The 24,721-nt window shown below is 65.6% G+C and carries 20 protein-coding genes and 2 tRNA genes; 7 read left to right on the top strand and 15 right to left on the bottom strand.

The features are described from left to right. Positions 1-96: 96 nt before the first annotated feature. The 3 genes from U1708_RS15540 to U1708_RS15530 all read right to left on the bottom strand — a co-directional run bounded on the left by U1708_RS15540 (position 97) and on the right by U1708_RS15530 (position 3,904). Entirely contained in the window at positions 97-1,077 is a 981-nt protein-coding gene (locus U1708_RS15540) for an MBL fold metallo-hydrolase (RefSeq protein WP_332746718.1), read from the bottom strand. 38 nt (positions 1,078-1,115) lie between these two features. Then, positions 1,116-3,038 (bottom strand): S9 family peptidase, encoded by a 1,923-nt coding sequence (locus tag U1708_RS15535; RefSeq protein ID WP_332746717.1) that lies wholly within the window; start codon positions 3,036-3,038, stop codon positions 1,116-1,118. A gap of 434 nt (positions 3,039-3,472) precedes the next feature. Beyond that, positions 3,473-3,904, bottom strand: a complete 432-nt coding sequence (locus tag U1708_RS15530; protein WP_332746716.1) for a hypothetical protein — start codon at positions 3,902-3,904, stop codon at positions 3,473-3,475. 374 nt (positions 3,905-4,278) lie between these two features. Between U1708_RS15530 and U1708_RS15525 the strand changes: the two genes are divergently transcribed. Continuing rightward, on the top strand, positions 4,279-7,473 hold the full coding sequence (locus tag U1708_RS15525) for a TonB-dependent receptor domain-containing protein (protein WP_443030062.1): 3,195 nt from the start codon (positions 4,279-4,281) through the stop codon (positions 7,471-7,473). Positions 7,474-7,685: 212 nt separating this feature from the next. Here U1708_RS15525 and U1708_RS15520 read toward each other — a convergent pair whose 3' ends face one another. Further along, positions 7,686-8,744: a hypothetical protein gene (locus U1708_RS15520; RefSeq protein ID WP_332746715.1), complete on the bottom strand. Its 1,059-nt coding sequence runs from the start codon at positions 8,742-8,744 to the stop codon at positions 7,686-7,688. A gap of 129 nt (positions 8,745-8,873) precedes the next feature. Here U1708_RS15520 and U1708_RS15515 point away from each other — a divergent pair, with 129 nt between their 5' ends. Then, the gene (locus U1708_RS15515) at positions 8,874-9,134 is read left to right on the top strand and encodes a hypothetical protein (protein WP_332746714.1); all 261 of its coding nucleotides are present in this window, start codon (positions 8,874-8,876) and stop codon (positions 9,132-9,134) included. A gap of 18 nt (positions 9,135-9,152) precedes the next feature. Next, on the top strand, positions 9,153-10,442 hold the full coding sequence (locus tag U1708_RS15510; RefSeq protein WP_332746713.1) for an aspartyl/asparaginyl beta-hydroxylase domain-containing protein: 1,290 nt from the start codon (positions 9,153-9,155) through the stop codon (positions 10,440-10,442). 34 nt (positions 10,443-10,476) lie between these two features. On the opposite strand, the gene U1708_RS15505 is transcribed toward U1708_RS15510, so the two are convergent. The 3 genes from U1708_RS15505 to U1708_RS15495 form a co-directional block, all read right to left on the bottom strand. Further along, positions 10,477-11,655: an aspartyl/asparaginyl beta-hydroxylase domain-containing protein gene (locus U1708_RS15505; protein ID WP_332746712.1), complete on the bottom strand. Its 1,179-nt coding sequence runs from the start codon at positions 11,653-11,655 to the stop codon at positions 10,477-10,479. Between the two features lie 244 nt (positions 11,656-11,899). Then, positions 11,900-11,974, bottom strand: a tRNA-Gln gene (locus tag U1708_RS15500). 52 nt (positions 11,975-12,026) lie between these two features. After that, positions 12,027-13,136: a branched-chain amino acid aminotransferase gene (locus U1708_RS15495; RefSeq protein ID WP_332746711.1), complete on the bottom strand. Its 1,110-nt coding sequence runs from the start codon at positions 13,134-13,136 to the stop codon at positions 12,027-12,029. 60 nt (positions 13,137-13,196) lie between these two features. Here U1708_RS15495 and U1708_RS15490 point away from each other — a divergent pair, with 60 nt between their 5' ends. After that, positions 13,197-13,685 carry a MarR family transcriptional regulator gene (locus U1708_RS15490; protein ID WP_307084279.1) on the top strand — a complete coding sequence of 163 codons (489 nt, stop codon included), beginning with the start codon at positions 13,197-13,199 and terminating at the stop codon, positions 13,683-13,685. A 119-nt stretch (positions 13,686-13,804) separates the two neighbouring features. Continuing rightward, positions 13,805-13,878, top strand: a tRNA-Gly gene (locus U1708_RS15485). A 38-nt stretch (positions 13,879-13,916) separates the two neighbouring features. Here U1708_RS15485 and U1708_RS15480 read toward each other — a convergent pair. After that, positions 13,917-14,696 (bottom strand): GDSL-type esterase/lipase family protein, encoded by a 780-nt coding sequence (locus U1708_RS15480; protein ID WP_332746710.1) that lies wholly within the window; start codon positions 14,694-14,696, stop codon positions 13,917-13,919. Then, positions 14,693-15,457, bottom strand: coding sequence for an IclR family transcriptional regulator (locus U1708_RS15475; protein WP_332746709.1), 765 nt, complete (start codon positions 15,455-15,457; stop codon positions 14,693-14,695). Before U1708_RS15475 ends, U1708_RS15480 begins: the two co-directional genes overlap by 4 nt. A gap of 228 nt (positions 15,458-15,685) precedes the next feature. On the opposite strand from U1708_RS15475, the gene lldD reads away from it, so the two are divergent. Beyond that, positions 15,686-16,819 (top strand): FMN-dependent L-lactate dehydrogenase LldD, encoded by a 1,134-nt coding sequence (gene lldD / locus U1708_RS15470; protein WP_332746708.1) that lies wholly within the window; start codon positions 15,686-15,688, stop codon positions 16,817-16,819. Between the two features lie 208 nt (positions 16,820-17,027). Here lldD and fucP read toward each other — a convergent pair whose 3' ends face one another. The 5 genes from fucP to U1708_RS15445 are packed head-to-tail and all read right to left on the bottom strand — an operon-like array spanning position 17,028 to position 21,951. After that, entirely contained in the window at positions 17,028-18,305 is a 1,278-nt protein-coding gene (gene fucP, locus U1708_RS15465) for an L-fucose:H+ symporter permease (RefSeq protein WP_332746707.1), read from the bottom strand. Between the two features lie 29 nt (positions 18,306-18,334). Next, positions 18,335-19,087 (bottom strand): L-fucose dehydrogenase, encoded by a 753-nt coding sequence (locus U1708_RS15460; protein ID WP_332746706.1) that lies wholly within the window; start codon positions 19,085-19,087, stop codon positions 18,335-18,337. Further along, complete coding sequence (locus tag U1708_RS15455; RefSeq protein WP_332746705.1) at positions 19,084-20,361, bottom strand: L-fuconate dehydratase; 1,278 nt, start codon at positions 20,359-20,361, stop codon at positions 19,084-19,086. Before U1708_RS15455 ends, U1708_RS15460 begins: the two co-directional genes overlap by 4 nt. Then, positions 20,358-21,200 carry a fumarylacetoacetate hydrolase family protein gene (locus U1708_RS15450; RefSeq protein WP_332746704.1) on the bottom strand — a complete coding sequence of 281 codons (843 nt, stop codon included), beginning with the start codon at positions 21,198-21,200 and terminating at the stop codon, positions 20,358-20,360. The genes U1708_RS15455 and U1708_RS15450 overlap by 4 nt, the downstream gene beginning before the upstream one ends. A gap of 10 nt (positions 21,201-21,210) precedes the next feature. Further along, on the bottom strand, positions 21,211-21,951 hold the full coding sequence (locus U1708_RS15445; RefSeq protein ID WP_332746703.1) for an SDR family oxidoreductase: 741 nt from the start codon (positions 21,949-21,951) through the stop codon (positions 21,211-21,213). A gap of 112 nt (positions 21,952-22,063) precedes the next feature. On the opposite strand from U1708_RS15445, the gene U1708_RS15440 reads away from it, so the two are divergent. After that, positions 22,064-22,405 carry an L-rhamnose mutarotase gene (locus tag U1708_RS15440; RefSeq protein ID WP_332746702.1) on the top strand — a complete coding sequence of 114 codons (342 nt, stop codon included), beginning with the start codon at positions 22,064-22,066 and terminating at the stop codon, positions 22,403-22,405. A gap of 21 nt (positions 22,406-22,426) precedes the next feature. Here the strand turns inward: U1708_RS15440 and U1708_RS15435 are convergent, their stop codons facing one another. Further along, positions 22,427-24,709 carry an ATP-dependent helicase gene (locus U1708_RS15435; protein ID WP_332746783.1) on the bottom strand — a complete coding sequence of 761 codons (2,283 nt, stop codon included), beginning with the start codon at positions 24,707-24,709 and terminating at the stop codon, positions 22,427-22,429. Between the last annotated feature and the right edge of the window lie 12 nt (positions 24,710-24,721).

The following is a 24,721-nucleotide window of genomic DNA, read 5'->3' as shown; positions in this document are numbered from 1 at the left end:
AAAGTTCGTACTGTCATGCGTGGATAACGTTTGGACCGTTCGATCGGCTCACATGCGCGACCGATTTCTCGGTTCCGGGGTTCGGTCTCCCCTCGATCAGCCGAAATCGAAGACGCCGCCGGGCGGCGCTTCGACGAACCTCTCGCGGGGTATCGCGGCGGCGGTCAGCGCCTCGGCCAGCGCGATTTGGGGGGCGTCGCGGGCTTCGTCGGTGAGCTGGAACGTGCCCCAGTGGATGCCGAGCGCCTGTTTCGCGTCGACCTCGGTGAAGATACGCACCGCCTCGTCGGGATCGACATGCTGCCCTGCCATGAACCAGCGCGGGGCGTAGGCGCCGATCGGGATCAGCGCGACGTCGGGCGCACCGAGACGCTCGCTGATTTGGCCGAAGATCGCGCCATTGCCGTAAGCGGTATCGCCCGCGAACCAGATCGCGCCGGCGGGGGTGTCGAGCCAGTGCCCGGCCCATAGCGCCATCCGGACGTCGCTCGGCCAGCGGTTCGCCCAGTGATAGGCGGGGGTGATCGTGGTGGTGATATCTTCGCGGATCGACAGGCGGTCCCACCAGTCGCCGACGACGCATCTGGCTTCGGGCACGGCGGCGCGCAGGATCGTATCGTTGCCGAGCGGCAGGACGAACAGGGGCGCGTGTGCCGCCTGAAGTCGGCGCAAAGTCGCGACGTCGAAATGATCGTAATGGCAGTGGCTGATAAGGACCGCGTCGATCGGCGGCAGGTCGTCGAAGGCGATGCCGGGCGCCGTCACGCGCTTCGGTCCGGCGAACGAGACGGGGCTCGCGCGCTCAGACCAGACCGGGTCGGTCAGGATGTTGAGCCCGGCCACTTGGATCAGCAGCGAGGCGTGACCCACCATCGTGACGCGGATCCCGTCGACGCGCGCGGTGGGCTTGGCAGGGGTGACGGGCACCGCGCGCGGCCATGTCGCCGCGCCGCGCCCGAGCTTCCATCGCAGCACGTCTTTGAGGCCGCGGTCCGTAGGCGATTGTCGCGGATTGAAGAACCGCACGCCATCGAAATGGTCGGACGGGGGACCCTGGTAATAGCGGTTCTGCGGCATGCGTCTGCCTATCCCGAAGTCCTCCGGCCGCCCAAATGCTACTTGGCGTTCTTCACGTATTTGTCGAACCACGCGATCGATCGCTGGCGGACGTCTGCGGACTGTTCGGGGCCCGTCACGCAGTGGCCGGCATCGGGATAGATCACCAGGCTGACCGGTACGTTGCGGTCCTTCAGCGCGTGCCACCATTCGATCGACTGGGTCGGCGGCACCTCGATATCGCGCTCGCCGACATAGATGAACGTGGGCGTCTGGGCGGTCTTCGCGTGATAGATCGCCGAAACGTCCTCATACGCCTTCATGTCGTCGTACATCGACTTGCCGAAGAACGGCAGCAGCCACTGGTCGATGCCGTTGGTGCCGTAATAGCTGACCCAGTTCGACAGGCCGGCGCCCGCGACGATGCCCTTGAAGCGGTTGGTCTGCGTGTTGGCCCACATCGCCATGAACCCGCCATAGCTGCACCCGCCAAGGCCGAGGCGCTTGTCGTCCACCGGGGCGACGCGCTCGACCGCATCGACGCCGGCCAGCACGTCGCGCAGGTCGCCGCCGCCGAAGTCGCGCTTGTTCGCGGCGGTGAACGCCTCGCCTTGTCCGTAGCTGCCGCGCGGATTAGGCAGGAAGACGTAGTAGCCGGCCTTGACGAGGGCGGCGTTCAGCGAGGTCGGATAGAGATAGCTGGGCGTCGAGGCCGCCGCCGGACCGCCGTGGACGATCGTGATCATCGGTGCCTTGCCGGTTGGCGCGGTGCCCGGGGCGGGGCGGGGTGCGAGCAGCCAGCCCTGAACGTCGAAGCCTTCGTTCTTCCAGCTGATGCTGCGGGCGGCGGCGAGTGCTGGCATCGCGTCGTTGTCGTGCGTGATCTGTTTCACGCCCTGCTCGCGGGAACCGAGCGGGCCGGCGTAGATCGCTGGTGCGTGCTCGTAATCCTGCACCACGGCGGCGGCGATCCGGCCGTCGGCGGAGAACACCGCGCGGCCATCGCCTGCGCTCGAGCTTGCCGGCTTGGCGAAGCCCGGCACGACCGGCTGGCCGGGGGTGAGCGTGCCGAACTGCATCTGGTCGCCGGCGAGCGTCACCGTGCGCAGGCCTCCGCGGGTCCAGGCGATAGTGGTGACCGTGGACTTGGCGCCGGCGGTGACGTTACGGGGGTTGCCGCCCGCGAGCCCGACCGTGAAGACGTCGCCGCCGATCGAGCCGAAATCGCTCATCAGGCCGCCGACATAGGCGACGGTGCGGCCGTCGGGCGACACCCGCGGCTGGTTGATCTGCGTCGTCGGCTTGGCGATCGAGCGGACCGCGCCGGTCTGCGCATCGATCGCGTCGAGAGTCGCTACCCACCAATTGTTGTCGCCGTTGCCGAGCGCAGTCGTCGCGACGAACCCGCGGCCGTCCGGCGTCCAGTCATATTCGTAGACGTAGCGACCCGCGGGCGATAGCGGCGTGACCGTCGTGGTGGCCTTGGCGATGTCGAACACCGCGAGGCGTTGCTCGTCGCTCTTCTCGCCGATCTCGCCGATCATCCGGACGCCGGCCTGTGTCGCGCCCGATTCCTTGGCGGCACCGAGCGTCACCAGCAGAGCGATCCGCTTGCCGTCGGGTGATACGCGCGGGGTCTGGGCGATGCCCGCGACGGTCGCGACGGTGCGCGTCGTCTTGGCGTCGGCGTAGGTCAGCCGGACGTTGCCGGCCGCACTGTCGCGGACCAGGAACACCAGGTCGCCATTGGGGGCGAACGTCAGCCCGGCATAGCTGCACGTCGCGCACGGATCGATCGTCCGCACCACGCGTCCGTCGGCGACGCTGCGCAGCGTCACCACCCCGTGCGCACCGCTGCTCTCGATGGTCGCGGTGCGATCGCCCGCGGGGGACACCGCGAGCGCGCCATATTGATGAAGCGTCTGCGCCGAGGCAGGCGCGGCGGTCGCGAGGAGAAGGGCGGCGGTGACGGTAAGGCGCATCGGGGGCTCCGGCAGAACGGCGGTCGCTCCTGCTTAGCGGGTCGCGGACGGGCGGCAAGCGGGTCTGGGGGTGGGGGGGGATTGCGCCCGGCTATCGGCGTCGAATGGGGGCGTTTGGGGGGGGGGAGGATAGGGTGCGGGCGGACAGCGTGAGGGCGGGCGCTTGGCACGGTGCTACCGTTGGGTATTGAGCGTCTTGAGACCGGCGCTGGCTGGTCGCTGCGGCGGCGTGGAGATCTGGTTCTACGGTACGGCCCGACCACGCGTTATCCGGATATTCAAGTTCCTAACGCGATCCAAACGCGGGGTCTTGGCGGTTTTTCTCTAGGTGTCCGCCTTTCTCCGGGGATCCTTCCTGCTGCGATGACGCATACGTATCCAGTCAGGTACGGCTCCTCGCCGCGCCTCCGGTAAATTCTGTCGTCGATCCGTCGCTATCGCCGACGCTTGACCAAGACGGGGCGTTCACCGGCGATCGACGCTTTGAATCCGCCAAAACCGGACTGCTTGATGATGACCGCCGTACCGGGACGGGGCGGGAGCGTCAGCGGCTCGATCGTTTCCCACACCGTGTTGTTGGCCAGCTGGATCAAGAACCGTGCATAGATCGACGGATTTACCCCCGTGATCGTCGTCTTCACTTCGGTCACTTTCGTCAGCCGGTCCGCCTCGCCACCACCGAGCGGATTTTTTGCTGCATCTGCGAGCCCGAAACGCTGCTGCTTGCTGGCCACGACCGTCGCGCGATCCAGCGCCAACAAGCTGCCGGATTTGCGCGCGCTCGCGATCTGGCGAGCGGCCGCATCAAAGCAGGCCAGCCGGGCCGGATCGGCCGCGACCTCCTGGCATTCGGCAAGAACGTCCAACGTCTTCGACGAGGCCGGATCGGCCGCGGCGGCCGCGCCCGCACGAGAGGAAATGCTCGTAAAAGCCAGGAGTACGAGCGGTACGCAGAGGGGGGGTAAATGACGCATTGTACAATCTCGATGCAGGCAAAGGACAGGAATGTCCCGGACGGGACCATCTACAGACATTATGTTGCGCTTATGTCACGCTGCCGTCGCAAACAGAATTAAAAAGGACCGAATCGACGATATTTGTTGCGATGCGCCATTCACGGTCGGTACATCTCCCTCAGAACCGGTTTTGTCCGGGGAGAAATGCACGGCGCAAGCGCCGGCAAAAAGGGGCCAATATGACATCTGCTGCTCGTGCACACTTGCTTGCGACCACGCTTCTCATGGGAGCGGCAACGCTCGCCACGCCAGCGTTCGCGCAGGTTCAGGCTGACAATTCAGGGATCCGCGCTGGCGACGCAACCGCGACCCAGGCGACCACGCCAGGCGCGAACGCTCAGGGCGAAGTCGGCATGACGACGTCGGAAGCGGCGCCGGTCAGCGACAACAGTCAGGGCGATATCGTCGTCACCGGCTCGCTGATCAAGAACCCAGCGCTGATCGCGTCCTCGCCGGTCCAGGTCATCGGCCAGGAAGAGATCCGTCTCCGCCAGTCGAACACCGCCGAAGAGATCCTGCGCAACCTGCCGGGTGCGGTTCCGAGCATCGGTTCGGCCGTCAACAACGGCAATGGCGGCGCATCCTATGTCGATCTTCGCGGGCTCGGTTCGTTCCGTAACGTCGTCCTGCTCGACGGTAACCGTCTCGTGCCGTCGGGCCTCGCCGGGCGCGTCGATCTCAACAACATCCCGCTCGCACTGATCGAACGCGTCGATGCACTGACCGGCGGTGCTGCAACCACCTACGGCGCCGACGCGGTTGCGGGCGTCGTCAACTTCATCACGCGGTCGGACTTCTCTGGTCTCGAAGCCACCGTCTCGAACCAGATCACCGAGCGTGGCGACGGCGCGTATTTCCGCGGCGACATAACGATCGGCGCGAACTTCGACGACGGCCGCGGCAACGCGGTCTTCTCGGTCGGCTACCAGCAGGCCGATCCAGTCTATCAGGGCGAGCGCGAGCAATCGTTCTTCGGCCTGAATTCGATCAATCCGAACAACCTGGCGCTGGCTGGTTCGGGCACGGCCGTTCCTTCGACGGTCACCGGCACGCGGCCGATCGATCCGGCAACGGGTCTTCCCAGCACCAGCGCGTCGGTAGCCAACGGCGGCGGTCGCCAGATCGATCCGATCACCGGTCGCGCGGTCGCCGCGTATGCGCCGTTCAATTTCAACCCGTTCAACATCTTCCAGACGCCGTTCGAGCGCTTCAACATGTACGGCGCAGGGCATTATGACGTGTCCGACACCGTAGAGGTGTACACGCGCGGCCTGTTCTCGAAGAACACGGTCAACACGATCATCGCGCCGTCGGGTGCATTCGGCATCCCGGTCGCCATCCCCCTGTCCAACCCGTATCTGCCGACTGCCCTGCGTCAGCAATATTGCGCGTTCGACGTCGATCCGCGTGCGACGATCTACCGTCCGCGCTTCTCGGTCGCAGAGTGCAATGCTGCGGCGACTGCGACGAGCGTTACCGATCCGAACTTCCGTGCGGTTGGCGTGAACAGTGCAGCGACCTTCGTTGCGGCCGACGTCAACAACGACGGCACGATCTCGGCAGGCGAAGGCTTCAACAGCAACCCTGGCGTCACGCTTGCCCGCCGTACCACCGAAGTCGGCCCGCGCATCAGCAAGTATGTGACGACGATCTTCGATTATAAGGCAGGGGTCCGGGTCGGCCTGACCGACTCGATCAAGCTCGACGTATCGGGCGCCTATGGCGAGTCGGAGAACACGTCGACGCAGCAGGGCTACACGCTCAACTCGCGCTTCGCGTCGGCGGTCTATGCCACCAACACCGCAACCTGCCTGGGCGGTTCGCCGGTTGCCGGCGCCGCTGCGATCGGCGCTGGTACCGGCTGCGTTCCCGTCAACGTGTTTGGGCCGGATGGCAGCATCGCTCAGAATCAGGTCCCCTACCTCACCGCGGAATCGACCACCACGGTACGGACTACGCTGGCACAGGCACGCGCCTTGCTGAATGGTGACGTGGGTTTCTCCAGCCCGTTTGCCAGCAACCCGATCGGTTTCGCACTCGGCGGCGAATATCGTAAATATACTGCGTCGCAGCGGGCCGACTCGCTGGCGCAGGCAAACGACCTGGGTGGTGCCGGCGGTGCATCGCCGAACATCGACGGCGGCTATCAGGTATCGGAGGCGTTCGGCGAAATCATCGCTCCGCTGATCGAGAACCGTCCGTTCTTCCAGATGCTGTCGGTCGAAGGCGGCGTCCGCTACTCGCACTACAAGGTCGACACGGCGAGCGCACCGACGTTCAACACCACGACCTACAAGGGCGGTGCTAACTGGGAGCCCGTCAATGGCGTGAAGTTCCGCGGCACCTATCAGCGCGCGGTGCGGGCGCCGAACATCTCGGAGCTGTTCTCGCCGCTGAACACCACCCTGACCAACCTCGCGACCGACCCCTGCGCGGGCGCATTGCCGACGACCAATGCCAATCTGCGCGCGGTCTGCCTTGCGCAGGGTGCACCGATCGGCACCATCGGCAGCATCATCGATCCAACGTCGGCGCAGGCCAACGTCACGTCGGGCGGCAACCCCAATGTGCGTCCGGAAACGTCGGACTCCTACACGCTGGGTCTCGTGCTGCAGCCGCAGAGCATCATTCCGGGCTTCTCGGTCACCGTCGATTATTACAACATCAAGGTGAAGGGTGCGATCACGACGCCGACCCCCGGCGATGTCATCTCTTCCTGCTTCGGTCCCGCACCGTACACCAACGTCTCCGCAGCGGCTGCCAGCGACCCGGCCTGCACGTCGATCCGTCGTAACTCGAATACCGGTGGCCTCGACGGCCTTCCAGCACTTGCTCCGGGCCTGTTTGCGCCCTTGTCCAACCTGGGCAAGCTGAAGACCGACGGCATCGATCTCGGTGTCAATTATCGGCGGGACCTTGGCTTTACGCGGCTCAGCCTGAGCTTCCAGGGCAACTGGACGAACAGTTCAAAGTTCCAGGCAACGCCGACTTCGTTCAATCGTGATTGCACCGGCTATTATTCGGTCAACTGCCTGTCGATCCAGCCGGAATTCTACTGGAACTCGCGCGCAACGTTCAGCTTCGATGCGGTCGACGTGTCGGTTCTCTGGCGCCACATCGACGGCGTTCGGTACGAACCCGATGCCGGTACGCTGTACTCGGGCGTAGTCACGCCGCTCGGTGGCGGCACGTATGATCTGAACCGGATACCGGCGTACAACTACATCGACCTGTCGACGCGGTTCAACGTCGCGGAGAATTTCGACCTGACGATCACGGTGCAGAACCTGTTCGACAAGGAACCGCCATTCGTCGGTGCGAGTGCAGGATCGACCTCGTTCAACAGCGGCAACACTTATCCGTCGACCTACGACGCTCTGGGCCGCCGCTTTGCGGTTGGTGCTCGACTGCACTTCTAGGATCTCGACGATCCGATCTGGGGGCGGCTCGCATGAGCCGCCCTTTTTTTTTGTTCGGTGGGGATCGTGTTTGCCATCCATATCGCGTGCGCCGACTCGTTCGGCACCAATGAAATGCACCGTCCCAAATCTGCGACAACGGGGTCAGCGATAACGGGGCTATTTGGGCTCGATGATTATCGGGGCAGTGCACACCCCGCATCGCGCTGTCCTCAGGCGAGCAGCGACGCTGGTGGATCCAAGGCGACGCCCGCCCCGCGCGCAACCGCTTCGGCCCAGACCAGCACCTTGTCGATTTCCTCGGCGTGGAAAGCCGCGCCGGCGATCTGTTCGCGGCTGCGATCGGACGCACGGTACGCCTTGCCGTCCTTAGCGTTGCGGCCGAACGCCTCGCTCGCGGCCAGTGCGTCGATCGTCTCGGCATCGTCGGCTAGGCCGAACAGCGTACAGATTGCGGCCAGCGCCGGACGTGGGGCGGCGAGCAGGGCCTCGCTCTGCAACGATCGCACTCGCCCCGGAAACCGCGTCGCGAGCGCGGCGAAAAGGTCGGCCTGCGCTATCCAGCCGACCGCCGCGACCTGCAGGTCGGTCAGCCGGAAATAGTCCTCGGCCGCGAACCCCAGGTCGACCATTCCATCCACCAGTTGCTTGGCGAGCAGCTCGCGTACCCATAAACGGCCCCACATGCCCTTGCGCGCGATCGACGTGAGGAAAACACGCAGCGGCGCATACAAAAGCACCGCCCGCGCTTCGGGACGGAGCGCCAGCATCGTCGGGGCGAGTGCATTGACCACATTGGACGGCTTAACGATCACCGCTTCGCCGGGCACGAACGCCCGCGAGAGCAGCGTAAGAGCGCCGTCGAGCCGATCGGCGACTTGTGCCGGGTTGCCGCCGCGGTGCCTCCAGCCGACGAGGTCGTTGAGGATCAGCGGCTCCTTGAGCGTCGATGCGAATCCGACCCGGTCGAGTACCCGCGCAAGCAGCGTCGAACAGCAATACGCCGAATGGAAGATGAAATGGACCGGATCGACCTGTGGGACCATCGCGATCGCCTGCTGGCGGGGGACCACGATCGGCGCGGTTGCGGTCGGCAGAAATTCGTCGGTCAGGAACGTCGCTGCGCTGCGCATGGCACGGTCCGCGGCGATGAGGTGAACCGCGTCGTGACCTGGATCGTAGCGATGCGCGAGCCATTGCGGGTCGGCGATCCGAGCGGCGGGGATGGAGCCGGTATTCGTGGTGGAGGGATATCGCGCGGAGATGCTCATGAGACCGGGATCGCATATCACGGCTCTGATCGCCACCAGCGAGGGCGCCGGGATGTTGTTTTCCGATTGTGCATACCGGTGGATAGGGCATGATATCGGAACGGACGTCGAAGCAGGGGAGGGTGTGTAATGATGAAACGGATTACGGTGGGCTTGGCGACGATTGCCGTCGCGACGAGCCCGCTGTTCGCACAGCAACCGGGATCACCGGCGCCGACCAAAGCCGCTGCCAAGCCGGAGCGGCAGATCTGCAAACGGTCCGCACCGTCCGGCTCGTTGGTCGAGACACGGCGTGAATGCCATACACGTGCGGAATGGACTCGGATCGCCCAGGAAGGTCGCGCTGTAGGCCAGGACGTGGTCGATCGTGCGGCGACGGGCGGGAAATAAGGGCGCTTGGCGGTCGATATGAGCAGTCAATCGGCACAGCGGGTCGACGCGCTGCTGCGTAACGCCGACCATGCGCACCGTGCGGGCGATGCAATGCGGGCGGGGGCGGCGTTCCGCGAGATCCTTACGATCGCACCAGACCATCCCGTCGCGCTCAATGCGCTGGGGATGGCTGCACTCGGGCACGACGACCAAGCCGCTGCTGCCTATTTCGGGCGTGCAGCGGACGCCGATCCCGCCGCGGCGCCGCTCTGGATGAACCTGGCGAGCGCGTATCGCGGGCTTGGCGATGCCACGGCGGAACAGGCCGCGCTGGAGCGGGCGCTGGCGCTCGACCAGCGTAATCTGATGGCAAACGTGCGCCTCGCCGAGCTGCACGACAGGATCGGCAATGGCGCGCAGGCGGCGTTCCGCTGGGGTGGGGTGGCGACGATCGTCCAATCGATAGCGGATCGATCGCCACCGCTCGAACAATTGCTGGCGCGAGCATCCGAGCGGATCGCGCTCCACACGCGCGCGCTCTCGGACGATGTCGACGCTGCGATGCAGGCGCTGCGGGCGGGCGCGAGCCCGGCGCAACGCCGGCGGTTCGACGCGTGCGTCGATGCGATGCTCGGGCGTCGGACGATCTATGCACCGGCGCCGCACGGGATGCATTTCCCATTCCTGCCGGCCGATGAATTCTTCTCGCGCGATCAGTTCGGGTGGCTCTCCGATTTCGAGGCGGCGACGCCCGCGATCCGTGCCGAGTTGGAGGCGCTGCTTGCCGAGCCATCGTCCGACTTCACGCCTTATGTCGCGATGCCGCCGGGCACGCCAGCCAATCGGTGGAGCCCACTCGATCGCTCGGACCAGTGGAGCGCACGCTATCTCTGGCGCTACGGCGTCCGCGACGATGCGGTCTGCGCGCGCTGTCCGCAGACCGCGGCGGTCCTCGATGCGCTGCCGCTGGCGGATATTCCCGGCCGCGCACCGACCGCATTTTTCTCCATTCTGAAACCCGGGACGCATTTGCCGCCGCACACCGGGGTCAGCAACATTCGCTCGGTCGTGCACCTACCGCTGATCGTGCCTGACGGATGCGGGTTCCGTGTGGGCGGCGAGACCCGCGAATGGCGTGTCGGCGAGGCGTTCGTGTTCGACGATACGATCGAGCATGAGGCTTGGAACGATGGCGACACGATCCGCGCGGTTCTGATCGTCGATGTCTGGAATCCGCATCTGACGCGTGACGAGACAATCATGCTCCGTCACCTGTTCGGATCTCTCGGCAATAAGCTCGGCAACAGCGGAGATATTGCCGACTGAGGTCGGTGCCCACGGGTCCCTGGCAGCGATGGGCTCAGCCCGCGTCGACCGCCGCGCCCTGATAGGTGTCGATAGCCTCGAAAATATCGGTCAACGCCGCGCGTTCGTCGGCGGTCAGTTCGGGCCGCCAAACCTCGAACAGGAGCACGATCCGCGAGTCCGTGCCGCGGTTCCACGCTTCATGCTCGAACGAATCGTCGAAGATCAGCATCTCGCCGGTCTGCCACGCACGCGTCTCCGCGCCGACCCGCAGCCCGCATCCTTCGGGTGCGATCAGCGGCAGATGACAGATCAGGCGCGTGTTCAGCATCCCGTGATGTGGCAGGATGTGGGTGCCCGGCTTCAACAACGAGAAGATCGCCATCGGCGACCGGCCCGCGATCACGGGGATCGGTGCATGGTCGAGCGCGGCCATGGTGTGCGGACATGACGATGCGTTCGGTTCGACGCGCTCGCCACCGCGCCACAACTGGAACGCGCTCCAGCTTGGATCGTCGAGCAACGGGTTGGCCGGCGCGGGGCGGTCGGGTGTCGATTGGACATAGGGCGCGAAACCCTTTTCGGCGGCAACGACGCTTTCGAGTTCGGCGCGCATTTCCGCAGTTTGGGCTTCGATGGCGGCAACCCATGCGAACTCGTCGCGCTCGAAGAACGCGCGTTGCGCAAGCCCGGGGAAATAGAACATCGATGGCTGTTGCAGATACAGCTCGCTCCGCCCCAGTAGCAGGTCGAGGGCGTACCCGATGCGCCCACCCGACGTGCCGGTTGCCAGACGAGTCCCGGCCAGCGCATCGCCGAGATGTTCTGCGAACCGATTCGCGCAATCCGTCAAGAACGCCTCACCCGCCCTCAGCATCGGCACGAGCGGAGGCGCGATCGTCGCATTCGGAAGCGCGGCGACGTTCAGCGCGGTACGATAGAAAGATTGCGCCGCGCGGTCGTCGCCACGTCGGACCTTAAGCGCGGCCATCGTCAACAGCGCAGCGAGATGGCGCGGTTCGGCTGCCAGGAACTGCACCAACGCCGTTTCCGCCTCATCGTCGCGGCCGAGCGATTGCGCCGCCTGAGCGATCAGGAACCACGGCGCGGGCATGCCCGGCGCACCATCGCGTAAAAGGGACAACGTGTCATACGCGCGTGCCGCGTTACCGTTGCGGAGCGCGGCCATGCCGTCGCGCGCGAGCGATTCAGCTTGCGGCCGGGTCAGTTGCATTCCCTAGTCTACAGCGATGTGGGTGCGCATGCCAAGTGGGGCGGGTAAAGCAGCACTGCGATGACCCAGTCCCGCACGCGCAAACGCAATTGGCTTTGGCATCAGTTCGGAAAGCCCCCTCCGCAAACGTACTTTAGCGAGGTTGTTCAGTCAGACGCTCGTCTATTGCAGCAACTAGCGGGGTAGGGCGTCTCGAGTCGATTGTGCCAAGGCGAGGATTTGCTGATATGAGTAGATCAATAATTGGCTGGGGCGGCAGGGTTCGAACCTGCGCATGGCGGCATCAAAAGCCGCTGCCTTACCACTTGGCGACGCCCCAACAGAGGCGGCCTTATAGCGGGGCGGCGGCCTGTGAAAAGCCCTTGCGGACGTCAATCGGCGAGATGGTGCAGCCAGTTGTTGTCGTCGGGGGCGGTGCCGCGCTGGATCGACACGAGTGCGTCGCGCATCCGCATCGTCAGCGCGCCGGGAGCACCGTCGCCGATCGTGAAGCGGCCCTCGGGACTGGCTACGGTACCGATCGGCGTCACGACCGCAGCGGTGCCGCAGGCGAACGCCTCGACCAGCCGGCCGCTCGCCGCGTCGGCGCGCCACTGGTCGATGGTGTAGCCTTCCTCGCGAACCTCGATGCCGTTCGCGCGTGCGAGCGTCAGGATCGAGTCGCGGGTGATGCCGGGCAGGATCGTGCCAGTGAGGGCCGGGGTCGCCATGCTGCCGTCGTCGAACACGAAGAAGATGTTCATGCCGCCCAGCTCCTCGACCCAGCGGCGTTCGGCGGCATCCAGGAAGACGACCTGATCGCAGCCGTTGCGGATCGCCTCGGACTGCGCGAGCAGGCTGGCGGCGTAGTTGCCGCCGCACTTGGCGGCGCCGGTGCCGCCCTGCGCGGCGCGCGTGTATTGCTGGCTGACCCAGATCGACACGGTCGGGGCGCCGCCCTTGAAATACGCGCCGACCGATGAGGCGAGCACCATGTAGAGATATTCGGCGGACGGCTTCACGCCCAGGAAGACTTCGGACGCGAACATGAACGGGCGCAGGTACAGCGCGCCGCCATTGCTTTCCGGGATCCAGTTCGCGTCGGTCTTCACCAGCCGCTCGACCGATTCGAGGAACAGCTCGGTCGGCAGTTCGGGCATTGCGAGACGCCGCGCCGAATCCTGGAAGCGACGCGCGTTGGCCTCGGGGCGGAACAGCGCGGTGCGGCCGTCGGCGAGTCGATACGCCTTCATTCCCTCGAAAATCTCTTGCGCATAATGCAGCACCGACGAGGCCGGATCGATCGTCAGCGGCGCACGCGCGGTGATGCGCGCGTCATGCCAGCCCTCGGTCTCGCTGTAGCGGATCATCGCCATGTGATCGGTGAAAACACGCCCGAAACCGGGGTCGATCAGCCGCTTTGCCCGCTCGTTTGCCTCTACCGGGGTCGCGTTCGGTTCGTGCCGGAAGGTTGCGGATTGCGCAAATGCTGGAGCGGACATCGAAAATCTCTCTCGTGGCGGGGTTGCCGACGACTACGGGCGATGTCTAAACCGGTCAACATGTCTGCCACAGCTTCGTCCGCTTCACCCCTGTTCCTTCGCGAACCCGAACTCCGCCGCGGCATGGAGCTGCTGTATTTCGGCTATAGTCACCTGACCCGATCGATCGATCAGGGGCTGGCCGAGGAGGGGCTGGGCCGCGCGCACCACCGGGCGTTGTACTTCATCGCGCGCAAGCCCGACATGACGGTGAGCGAATTGCTCTCGCTGTTGGCGATCACCAAGCAGTCGCTCGGCCGCGTCCTGAACGAACTCGCGGAGCGCAAGCTGGTCGAGACGCGGCCGGGCGAACGCGATCGGCGGCAACGGCTGTTGCGGCTGACGGCCGAGGGTTCGAAGATGGAGCGCGAACTGTTCGAGGCGGCGCGAATACGGATGGCCGAGGCGTATGCCAGCGCGGGACAGAGCGCGGTGTCCGGGTTCTGGGCGGTACTCGAAGGACTGGTCCCCGAAGCCGACCGGTCGCAGGTTTTCGGCCTGCGCGGCTAGGTCGTCGGCACAAGGCAGGCGGGACGATTTGGCGTTGACGCCGCCGCCAGGACTGTGGCACTCGGCCGACCATCGAAAGCCGGTGCATGAACCGGAGCGACAGGCGTAGATCGCCATCCGCGGGTGTAGCTCAATGGTAGAGCTTTTGCTTCCCAAGCAAGTGACGAGGGTTCGATTCCCTTCACCCGCTCCATCGCAAACAGCACTGCAAACCCTAGCCGACCTGGCCGTTCATCGTGGCGGCTCGCCGAGCAGTCTCGCCAGCGTCGGTTCGATCGCCTCGGCCATCATCCGCTGACCGCGTGTATCGGGGTGTAGAGGCTTGCCGGGCTGCGGCAGGCGCGGATCGTAGAACAGCGTATCGTTCAGCGTGCCGTCGGGCTTTCGGAAGATCGCCCCGATATCGAGGTAGGTGACGCGGGGATCGGCTGCATAGCGCCGCGCGAGATACGCGTTCACGGCCGTATCGGTCGCCGATTTGGCGGGCGTGATTGCGCTCGGCAACAGTCCGAGCAGCAGGATCTTCGTAGTTGGCAGGCGGTGTTTCAGGTCATCGACCACGGCATCGATCCCCCCTTGCGCCTGCGACGCGGTACGACCGGCGGCGTTGGTATCGTTGGTGCCGATCAACAGCACGACCGCCTTGGGGCGGATGCCCGCCACTTCGCCGTGACGCAGCCGCCACAGGACGTGGTCGGTCAGGTCTCCGCTGAAGCCGAGGTTCAGCGCACTGCGCGGGGCGTAGAAGGTCGCCCAGGTCGGTGCGAAATTCTCGTCCGGCGGTGTCGCCTTGTCGTAATTGTTGGTGATCGAGTCGCCGATCAGGACGACGGAAGGGTTCGGATGTCGAGCAAGTGTGGCCAGGATCGCCGCATGCCGATCCGCCCACCATTTCAGGTTGAGGCGATCGGCCGCGACCGCCTTCGTGGCGGGGACTGCAGTCGGTGACGCGATGGTCGGTGCTTCCGTACTGAGCAGAAGCGCCGTCAGTGACAGGATGATGGTTTTCATGGTTCTGCTCTCTTGCGTCCGGCGGGCGGGTTGCTGGGTTCGTACCAGCCGAGTGCTTGGGAAATCCGGGTCGCGGTGCGTTTGAGCGCGACCAGCGCTTCGTCCGCCGAGATATGCGGGGTTTCGTCGAGGACTTCGAGGAACGGGATGGTCAGTGCGGCGACGACATGGCCGTCAAAGCCGAAGATCGGGCAACTGATGTCCGAAACGCCGCCCATCCGAGCAGAGCGGATCGACTCATAGCCACGCTCGCGGATCGCGGCGAGCGACTCATCGAGCGCGGCGCGGGTTGCCGGGGGCATCGTTGCGTCGAGTATCGCGGATCGAGCGTCGGCGGCCATGAAGGCCAGCAGGACGTGACCCGAGCAGTTCGTCGCCAACGCTATGCTGGTGCCGAGACGGACGGCAAAACCGGTCGGACCTGGGCTTTCCTGTCTGAGGATGATCAGCCCGGACGTGCCGTTGACGACGACGAGATGACAGGACTGCACCGCGATCGCGGATAGCGCCTGCATCAGGGGCGCAGCGACGTGGGCGAGTTCCTGTGCCGGCGTCGCGCGGTGGGCGGTTTCCAGCAGCTTGTAGGTCACGCGGTAGCGATCGCTGTCGGGATCCTTGTGCAGCCACCCCCGCCGGTCGAGCACAACGATCACGCGGAAGAGTTCGCTGATCGACCGGGAGAGACGGTTGGCGATTTCGCTGACCGTCAGGCCGTTCGGCTCGCGCGCGAGAAGTTCGACGATGTCGATCGCCTTTTCCAACGCGGGCGCGGAATAGACGCGTGGACCCGTACCGATCGTTTTGGGATCGGGATGGTCGGGTGTTGGCGCGGGGGGGGGCGCGGAGGGGGGTGGGGGTTCGGACGCAGATTGGGGCATGGCTGGCGCAGTCGTCATTGCAAGGCGTGTCCTTATGCCGCATCGGATCACGATCGCCATCAGTTTCATATCTGAAAGTGGCTGGCCTCCACGCAATAGGGCAGACGTTGCATGACGATCGCATCGACACTGGATTTTCGCGAGGCTGCGCGCAAACGGCTGCCGCGGTTCCTGTTCGACTATGCCGATGGCGGCTCCTATGCGGAGGCGACGCTCGCCCGCAACGTGAGCGACCTGTCGGGAATCGCGCTGCGCCAGCGAGTGTTGCGCGACGTGTCCGATCTCGATCTGTCGACGACGTTGTTCGGCCAGCATCAGGCTTTGCCGGTCGGGCTCGGGCCGGTCGGGATCGCGGGGATGTACCATCGTCGCGGCGAGACTCAGGCAGCGCGTGCGGCGCATGCCGCGGGCGTACCGTTCTGCCTGTCGACCGTGTCGCTGTGTTCGCTGGGCGAGGTGGTGAAAGCGGCGCCGACCGGGCCGACCTGGTTCCAGCTCTATGTCATCCGCGACCGCGCGTTCATGCGTGACCTGCTGGCGACGGCCAAGGCGGAAGGCGCGAAGGCGTTGGTGTTCACCGTCGACATGCCGGTGCCGGGCGCGCGCTACCGCGATCAGCATTCGGGAATGTCGGGGCCGCGCGCGCCGCTGCGGCGGATGTTGCAGGCGATGGGCCGTCCCGGCTGGGCGTGGGACGTGGGCTTGCACGGCCGACCGCACCAGCTCGGCAATCTGGAGCCGGTGCTCGGCAAGGCGAGCGGGCTGAACGATTATATGGGCTGGCTCGGCAGCAACTTCGATCCGTCGATCGCGTGGAAGGATTTGGAGTGGATCCGCGAAGGCTGGGACGGTCCGTTGATCATCAAGGGCATCCTCGACCCCGACGATGCGCGCGAGGCGGCGGCAATCGGTGCGGACGGGATCGTGGTGTCGAACCATGGCGGACGACAGCTCGACGGCGTGTTGTCGAGCGCGGCGGCGCTGCCGGCGATCGCGGAGGCGGTGAAGGGGCAGCTTACGGTGCTTGCGGACTCGGGAGTTCGGTCAGGGTTGGACGTGGTGCGGATGCTGGCTCTGGGGGCGGACGGCGTGTTGCTGGGCCGGGCATGGCTGTATGCGCTGGCGGCGCGGGGCGAGGCGGGGGTGACGCAATTGCTGACGCTAATCGAGCGCGAGATGCGCGTGGCGATGGCGCTGACGGGGGTCAGGTCGATTGCGGAGATCGACCGGGGTATTCTGGTTTGAGGCTTGGTCGTTCTAAAGCTCGCTTGAAGCTCATGCATGCCAACGAAGGCAACCACCCCGGCGTAGGCCGGGGCCCAATTGGGGGACGAAGGTAACGGGGGGCCGCGCGACGTTACGACGACCTTTCCAGTTAGGCCCCGGCCTTCGCCGGGGTGGTGGTTAGTGGCGAGGTCCTGCCAACTGTCTTTGGCCTGTGATGCTCCGTTGCTCAGTGGATCGTCGGCTGAAGGGTTTCGCCCGACAGCGTCCGCCCCGCCTTCATCGCAAACGCAAGCACCACCAGGAAACACACCGCCGGCACCAGCATCGCGGTATCGATCCCGGCGAGGTCGGAGATGTGCCCCATCAACCCGGTCAGCACGGCGCCGCCGATGATCGCCATGATGATCAGCGATGCGCCCGCGCGACGGAGCGGCCCAAGCCCGTCCATGCCGAGCGCGAAGATCGTCGGGAACTGGATCGACATGAACAGGCTCGCGAGGACAAGCGCGTACAGCCCGACCTGTCCGCCGACGAGCCCGGCCACGCCCGCCAGCACGGCACTCACCACGGCAAAGATCGCGAGCAGGCGAGGGGGCGCGATCCGGCCCATCAGCGCGGTGCCCACGAACCGCCCGATCCCGAACAGCACGACGCTGGCGAACAGGTAATCGGCGGCATCGTGCTCGGCCATGCCGGCGACGTTCGCCTGCGCATAGCGGATCGTGTAGCTCCACATCCCCACCTGCGCGCCGACGTAGAAGAACTGCGTGATCGTCGCGAAGATCAGCCGCGGGTGGCGGAACACGTCGACGAACCGCGACGGCGCGCCGACGGTTTCTTCCGCGCGGTGCTCGGGAAAGCGGATCACGGCGGCCGCGACCGCGAACAGCAGCACGACCAGCCCGATCACCAGGTACGGCGTCTGCACCGCGACGACTTCGCTGCGATAGAACGCCTCGCGCGCCGCCGGGGTCATCGCCGCTACCGTCACATCGTCGTGGACGATCTCCGACAGGATAAAATACTTGCCGATCAGCACGCCGACGACGGTGCCGACCGGGTTTGCCGCCTGCGCCCAGTTCAGCCGCTTGGCCGCAGTCTTCGGGTCGCCCAGCTCGGTCATCAACGGGTTCGCCGACGTCTCGAGGAACGCCAGCCCGCACGCGATCACGAACAGCGCCGCGAGGAAATACAGATATTCGCCGTAATGCGCGGCCGGATAGAACAGCAGCGCCCCCGCCGCATACAGCACCAGCCCGGTGACGATCGCGGTCTTGTAGCCCTTCGCCCGCGTCACCAGCGCGGCCGGCACCGCGAGCAGGAAATAGCCCATGTAGAAGGCCTGCTGGACGAAGCTCGTCTGGAAGTCCGAAAGCGTGAACGCCTTCTTGAATTGCGCGATCAGGATGTCGTTGAGGTTGTTCGCCATTCCCCAGAGGAAGAACAGCGCGACCGTCAGCACGATCGCCGGCACATATTTCCTGTCGGCGGTCGTTCCGCGCATTGATCCACTCCTGGTTATGTTTTTGTTCGTCAGTCTATCGCGCGGTCGAGATGGGTGTAGCCGCCATCGACGTAGAGCCATTGTCCGGTCGTGTGGCTCGCCCGGTCGGAGAGCAGGAAGACCACCGTGTCGGCGATCTCGCGATCCTCGGTCATGCGGTGGCCGAGCGGGATGCGCGCGACGATGCCGTCGAGTTTATCCGCCGGGTTGTCGAAGCTGTCGATCCAGCGCTGGTAGAGCGGCGTCATCACCTCGGCGGGGATCACCGCATTGACGCGGATCCCGTCGCCGCGCAGCGCCACCGCCCATTCGCGGGTCAGCGCGAGTTGCGCACCCTTGGCGGCGGCATAGGCGCTGGTATCGCCTTGCCCGGTCACCGCGGTCTTCGACGAGATGTTGACGATCGCGCCGCGGTTTTTCCGCAGATGCGGCACCGCGTGATGCGCCATCGCGAAATAATGGACGAGGTTCTGGTCGAGCGACGCGCGGAACCGGGCGGGCGTCTTGTCGAGGCCGATATTGTCGTTGGCGCCGGCATTGTTCACCAGCCCGTCGATCCGGCCATAGCGCGCGACCGCCGCCTCGACCGCCGCCGCGCACGCATCGTCGTCGGACAATTCGGTCGCGACGAACAGGTGCTCGGCCGTGAAATCCTCGGGCGCGCTCCGCGACACGATCACCGGAATTGCGCCTTCTTCGGCCAGCCCGCGGGCGATGGCGAGGCCGATGCCGGCCCCGCCACCCGTGACGATGACGACCTTGCCGTCGAGCCCGAGCTTCATCCGGCGAACCGATAGTCGATCAGCGACTGCGGCTTCATCTCAATCGAATACCCCGGCAGCGTCGGCGGCATATAGGCTGCATCGCGGATCACGCAGGGGTCGACGAAATGCTCGTGGAGATGGTCGACATATTCGATCACGCGCCCCTCCTTGGTCCCGGAGAAGCACAGATAGTCGATCATCGACAGATGCTGGACATATTCGCACAGCCCGACGCCGCCTGCATGCGGGCACACCGGCAGGTCGTACCTGGCCGCGAGCAGCAGCACCGCGAGCACCTCGTTGACGCCGCCCAGACGGCAGCTGTCGATCTGCACGACGTCGATCGCACCCGCCGCCATGAACTGTTTGAACATGATGCGGTTCTGGCACATCTCGCCGGTCGCGACCTTCACCTCGCCGATCGCATCGCGGATCGCCTGGTGGCCGAGGATATCGTCGGGGCTGGTCGGCTCCTCGATGAACCAGGGTTTGGCGAAGGCGAGCGCGTTGACCCATTCGATCGCCTGCGGAACGTCCCACACCTGGTTCGCGTCGATCATCAGTTTCCGGTCGGGGCCGAGCACATCGCGCGCGATCGTGAGGCGACGAATATCGTCCTCCAGATCGCGCCCGACCTTCAGCTTGATATAGTCGAACCCGGCATCGACCGCTTCCTGGGCCAGCCGCCGCAGCTTCTCGTCGGGATAGCCGAGCCAGCCCGCCGACGTGGTGTAGCAGGGGAAGCCGGTCGCCTCGAGATCGGCGATCCGCTCGGCCTTGCCCGCAGCGCGGTTCGTCAGCAGCGTGAGAGCATCTTCGGGGGTGATCGCGTCGGTCAGGTACCGGAAGTCGATCGTACGGACCAACTCCTCCGGCGTCATGTCGGCGACGAGGCGCCAGACCGGCTTGCCGACCGCCTTAGCCCACAAGTCCCAGATCGCGTTGACCACCGCGCCGGTCGCAAGATGGATCGCACCCTTGTCAGGTCCGATCCAGCGCAACTGGCTGTCCCCGGTCAGATGTCGCCACATCCGTCCCGGATTCTCGATGATCCAGTCGAGGTCGAGCCCGATCACGAGATGCCGCATCGCCTCGATCGCCGCGACGCAGATGTCGTTGCCGCGACCGATCGTGAAGGTCAGGCCGTGGCCTTCGAGCCCGTCCGTATCAGTGTCGAGCACCACATAGGCGGCCGAGTAATCCGGATCGGGGTTCATCGCGTCGGAGCCGTCGAGCCCCGCGCTGGTCGGAAAGCGAAGGTCGATCGTCCGGAGGCCGGTGATTTGCGTCATGCGGCGGCGATCATCGTCTGGGTCTGCTCGCCCAGGCCCTCGATACCGAGCCGTACGGTCTGGCCTGCGCGCAGGTACACCGGCGGCTTCTGGCCGAGACCGACGCCGGCTGGCGTGCCGGTCGAGATGATGTCGCCCGCCTCCAGCGTGCAGAAGTCGCTGAGATAGGAGACGATCGTCGCGACGTCGAAGATCATGTTGGCGGTGGTGCCGTCCTGATAGCGATGGCCGTCGACTTCGAGCCAGAGGTTGAGGTTTTGCGGATCGACCTTGTCGGCGGTGACGAGCCAGGGGCCGATCGGCCCGAACGTGTCGCAGCCCTTGCCCTTGTCCCACGTACCGCCGCGCTCGAGCTGGAACGCGCGCTCGGACACGTCGTGGACGACGCAATAGCCAGCGACGTGCGACAGCGCGTCGGCCTTGGCGATGTTGCGGCCGGGTGTGCCGATGACGACGCCGAGCTCGACTTCCCAGTCGGTCTTTTCCGAGCCGCGCGGGATTTCGACATCGTCGTTCGGGCCCTGGATCGCGCTGGTCCACTTGCCGAATACGACCGGCTCGGCGGGGAGCGCCATGTTGCTCTCGGCGGCGTGGTCCGAATAGTTCAGGCCGATGCAGATGAACTTGCCGGTGCGCGCGACGCACGGCCCGATCCGGGGGGCGCCCTCGACCTTGGGCAGCGTCGCCACGTCGAGCGCGGCGATCTTCGCAAGGCCTTCGGGCGACAGCACCTCGCCGGCGATGTCGCCGAGTTCCGCGGGCAGCGCGCGGATGACGCCGTCCTGGTCGAGGATGCCGGGCTTTTCCTGGCCGCGTGGGCCGTAACGCAACAGTTTCATCTGATGATCCTTAGTTGACCCAGCCGCCGTCGATCACATGGACCGCGCCGGTGGTGAAGCTCGATTCGTCGCTGGCAAGATACAGGAACAGCGCGGCGATTTCCTCGGCGCGACCGAGGCGGCCCATAGGCTGGCGCGCGACGAATGCGGCGTCGGCCTCGCTGACCGAAATGCCCTGCGACCCTGCTTGAGTGACGATGCGTTCGCGCAGAGAAGGGGTCTCGATCGTGCCGGGGCATACGCAGTTGCAGCGGATGCCGCGCCCGACGAAATCGGCGGCGATCGCCTTGGTCAGGCCGACCACCGCTGCCTTCGATGCGCCGTAAGCGTAGCGGTTGGGGATGCCCTTCACACTCGATGCGATGCTGCTCATGTTGACGATCGCACCGCCGCCGCGCGCCAGCATGCCGGGCAGGAACGCGCGGGTCATGCGGTGCATCGCGTGGACGTTGAGGTCGAACGACAGCATCCAGTCGTCGTCGCTGCCCTGAAGAATATCGCCCGCCGCGACGAAGCCGGCGACGTTGGCGAGAATGTCGATGTCGCCGATCGCGGCGGGCAGTGCGGCGATCGCGCTGGCGTCGAGCAGGTCGACGAGGAGACGTTCGACGCCTTCGATCGCCTGCAACGCATGGCCGTCGCGGTCGAGTGCGAACACGCGTGCGCCCTCGTCGCGGAAGCGTTCTGCGGTGGCGCGGCCGATGCCTTGTGCCGCCGCGGTCACTACCGCGGTCTTGCCGGACAGTCTCATTCCATCTCCTGCGCGTCGTTATGCGTTTCGTTGGTTTTATTAGTCAAAGTGACTTTTGGAAAGGGGCGGCGGCGCTATTGTCGTATGAATACGCCGTATCGAAGGAATTTCCGTGACGTATCGCATCGTGAGTGCACTCGACCTCGTCGACGACGCAGACCTGATCGCCGCCTACCGCGAACGCCACGCGCCGGGCGCGGTGCGGCCCGAGGTCGTGCGCGACATCGTCCAGCGGGGGTATCGTGAGATGGAGATCTGGCAGGTCGCCGACCGCCTCGTGATGATCGCCGAGGTCGAAGACGATTTTCCGCGCGCGGCCGACCCGGCTTTGCAGCCTGTCGTCGCGTCGTGGGAGACGGCGATGGACGTGTATCAAAAGCCGATCGACGCGACCGGACCGAAATGGGCGGTGATGGAGCGGATCTTCTCGCTCGCGGATCAGACCGCCGGCTAGTCCTTCTTCGGTCCGATGCGGTTACGGTGTGAGCGTCACGAAGCTGTCCATGACGCGCTTGCGGCCCGACTGTTCGAAATCAATCTCCAGCTTGTTGCCTTCGATCTCTGCGATCAGGCCGTAGCCGAACTTCTGGTGGAAGACGCGCATGCCTAGCGACAGGTCGTCGCGGCCCTTGTTGCCGAGGCTGATCGCGCTCGACCGGCTCTCGACGACGCGAGCGGGCTTGGCCGAGAAGGTGCTGCCCGTGCCTGCCGCGCGCTGCCAGCCTGGGCCTCGACCGGTGCCGCGTGCAACATCCGCGAAGGGGTCGGCGCGGTCGGACCAGTTGGCTTGCCAGAGGCTCGCGCCTCCGGACATCGTGGTTTCCGTATCGATATGCTCGGCAGGGAGTTCGGCGACGAAGCGTGACGGGATCGACGAGTTCCACTGGCCGTAGATGCGGCGGTTGGCGGCGTGGATGATGACCGCGAGCCGGCGTGCGCGCGTGATCGCGACATAGGCGAGGCGGCGTTCCTCTTCGAGGCTCTTCACGCCGCCTTCGTCGAGCGAGCGCTGTGACGGGAACAGGCCCTCTTCCCAGCCGACCAGGAACACGGTGTCGTATTCGAGGCCCTTCGCCGCGTGGATCGTCATGATCGTGACCTGCGGATCCTGCGCACCGCCCTCGTTGTCCATCACCAGCGACACGTGTTCGAGGAACGCGCCGAGCGAGTCGTATTCCTCCATCGCGCGGACGAGTTCGCTAAGGTTCTCAAGACGGCCGGTGGCTTCGACCGACTTTTCGGCCTGGTACATCGCGGTGTAGCCGCTCTCGTCGAGCAACTGTCGCGCAAGTTCGGCGTGCGGCAGGCTGGTCGCCATGTCGCGCCAGCGGGCGATGTCGCCGACCAATCGGCCCAGCGACTTCTTCGCCGCACCGGTCAGTTCGTCAGTGTCGAGGATGCGCGCGGCGGCGGTGGTCAGCGGCGTGCCGGTGGCGCGCGCGAGCTGGTGGATGCGCGCGACCGCCTTGTCGCCGAGGCCGCGCTTGGGGACGTTGACGATTCGTTCGAAGGCAAGGTCGTCCGCGGGTTGGTTGACGACGCGGAGGTAGGCCAGCGCATCGCGGATCTCGGCGCGTTCGTAGAAGCGGAAGCCGCCGACGATCTTGTACGGCATGCCGATCGCGATGAAGCGGTCCTCGAACTCGCGCGTCTGGTGCTGCGCGCGGACCAGAATCGCGACCTCGTCTAGGCTCTTTCCGGAGCGGCGGACGATGTCGATTTCCTCGCCGACGCGCCGCGCTTCCTCGGGACCGTCCCAGACGCCGATGACCTTCACCTTCTCGCCCACGTCGCGCTCGGTCCACAGCTGTTTCCCCAGCCGTCCGCCGTTGTTCGCGATCACGCCCGAGGCGGCGCCGAGAATGTGCGGCGTGCTGCGGTAATTCTGTTCGAGGCGGATGACCTTGGCGCCCGGAAAGTCGCGCTCGAACTTCAGGATGTTCTCGACCTGCGCGCCGCGCCACGAATAGATCGACTGGTCGTCGTCGCCGACGCAGGCGATGTTCTTGCGCTCCTGCGCGAGCAGCCGCAGCCAGAGATATTGCGACGAGTTGGTGTCCTGATACTCGTCGACCATGATGTATTTGAAGCGCTGCTGGTACAGGCTCAGCACGTCGCGGTGCGTCTTCAGGATGACGAGCATGTGGAGCAGCAGGTCGCCGAAATCGCACGCGTTCAGCGCGATCAGGCGGGCTTGGTATTGCTGGTACAGCTCACCGCCGCGGCCGTTGGCGTAGCGTTCGCTCTCGCCCGCATCGATATCGGCCGGGACGAGGCCCTTGTTCTTCCACTGGTCTATCAGCCCGGCAAGGCTGCGTGTCGGGAAGCGCTTCTCGTCGATGTCGGCGGCGAGGATGAGTTGCTTCAACAGCCGCAACTGGTCGTCGGTATCGAGGATCGTGAAGTTCGATTGCAGCCCGACGAGTTCGGCGTGGCGGCGCAGCATCTTCGCGGCGATCGCGTGGAACGTGCCGAGCCACGGCATCCCCTCGACCGCGTCGCCGACGAGGCGGCCGACGCGCTCGCGCATCTCGCGTGCGGCCTTGTTGGTGAAGGTGACGCTCAGGATCTCCGACGGCCACGCCTTCCTGGTGAAGATCAGGTGCGCGAGGCGGGCGGTCAGCGCCGCGGTCTTGCCGGTACCGGCGCCGGCTATGATGAGGACGGGACCGTCGGTGGTCAGCACCGCCTCGCGCTGCGGCGGATTGAGGCCGCGGAGATAGGGGGGCTCGGCTTGCGGCGCGGACGTTTGGGCGATCTGGTTCACCGG

The sequence above is a fragment of the Sphingomonas arabinosi genome (assembly GCF_036663715.1).
Lineage (GTDB): Bacteria > Pseudomonadota > Alphaproteobacteria > Sphingomonadales > Sphingomonadaceae > Sphingomonas.
The sequence above is the reverse complement of the archived record's forward strand: the minus strand, read 5'-3'. Positions and strand labels throughout refer to the sequence as shown.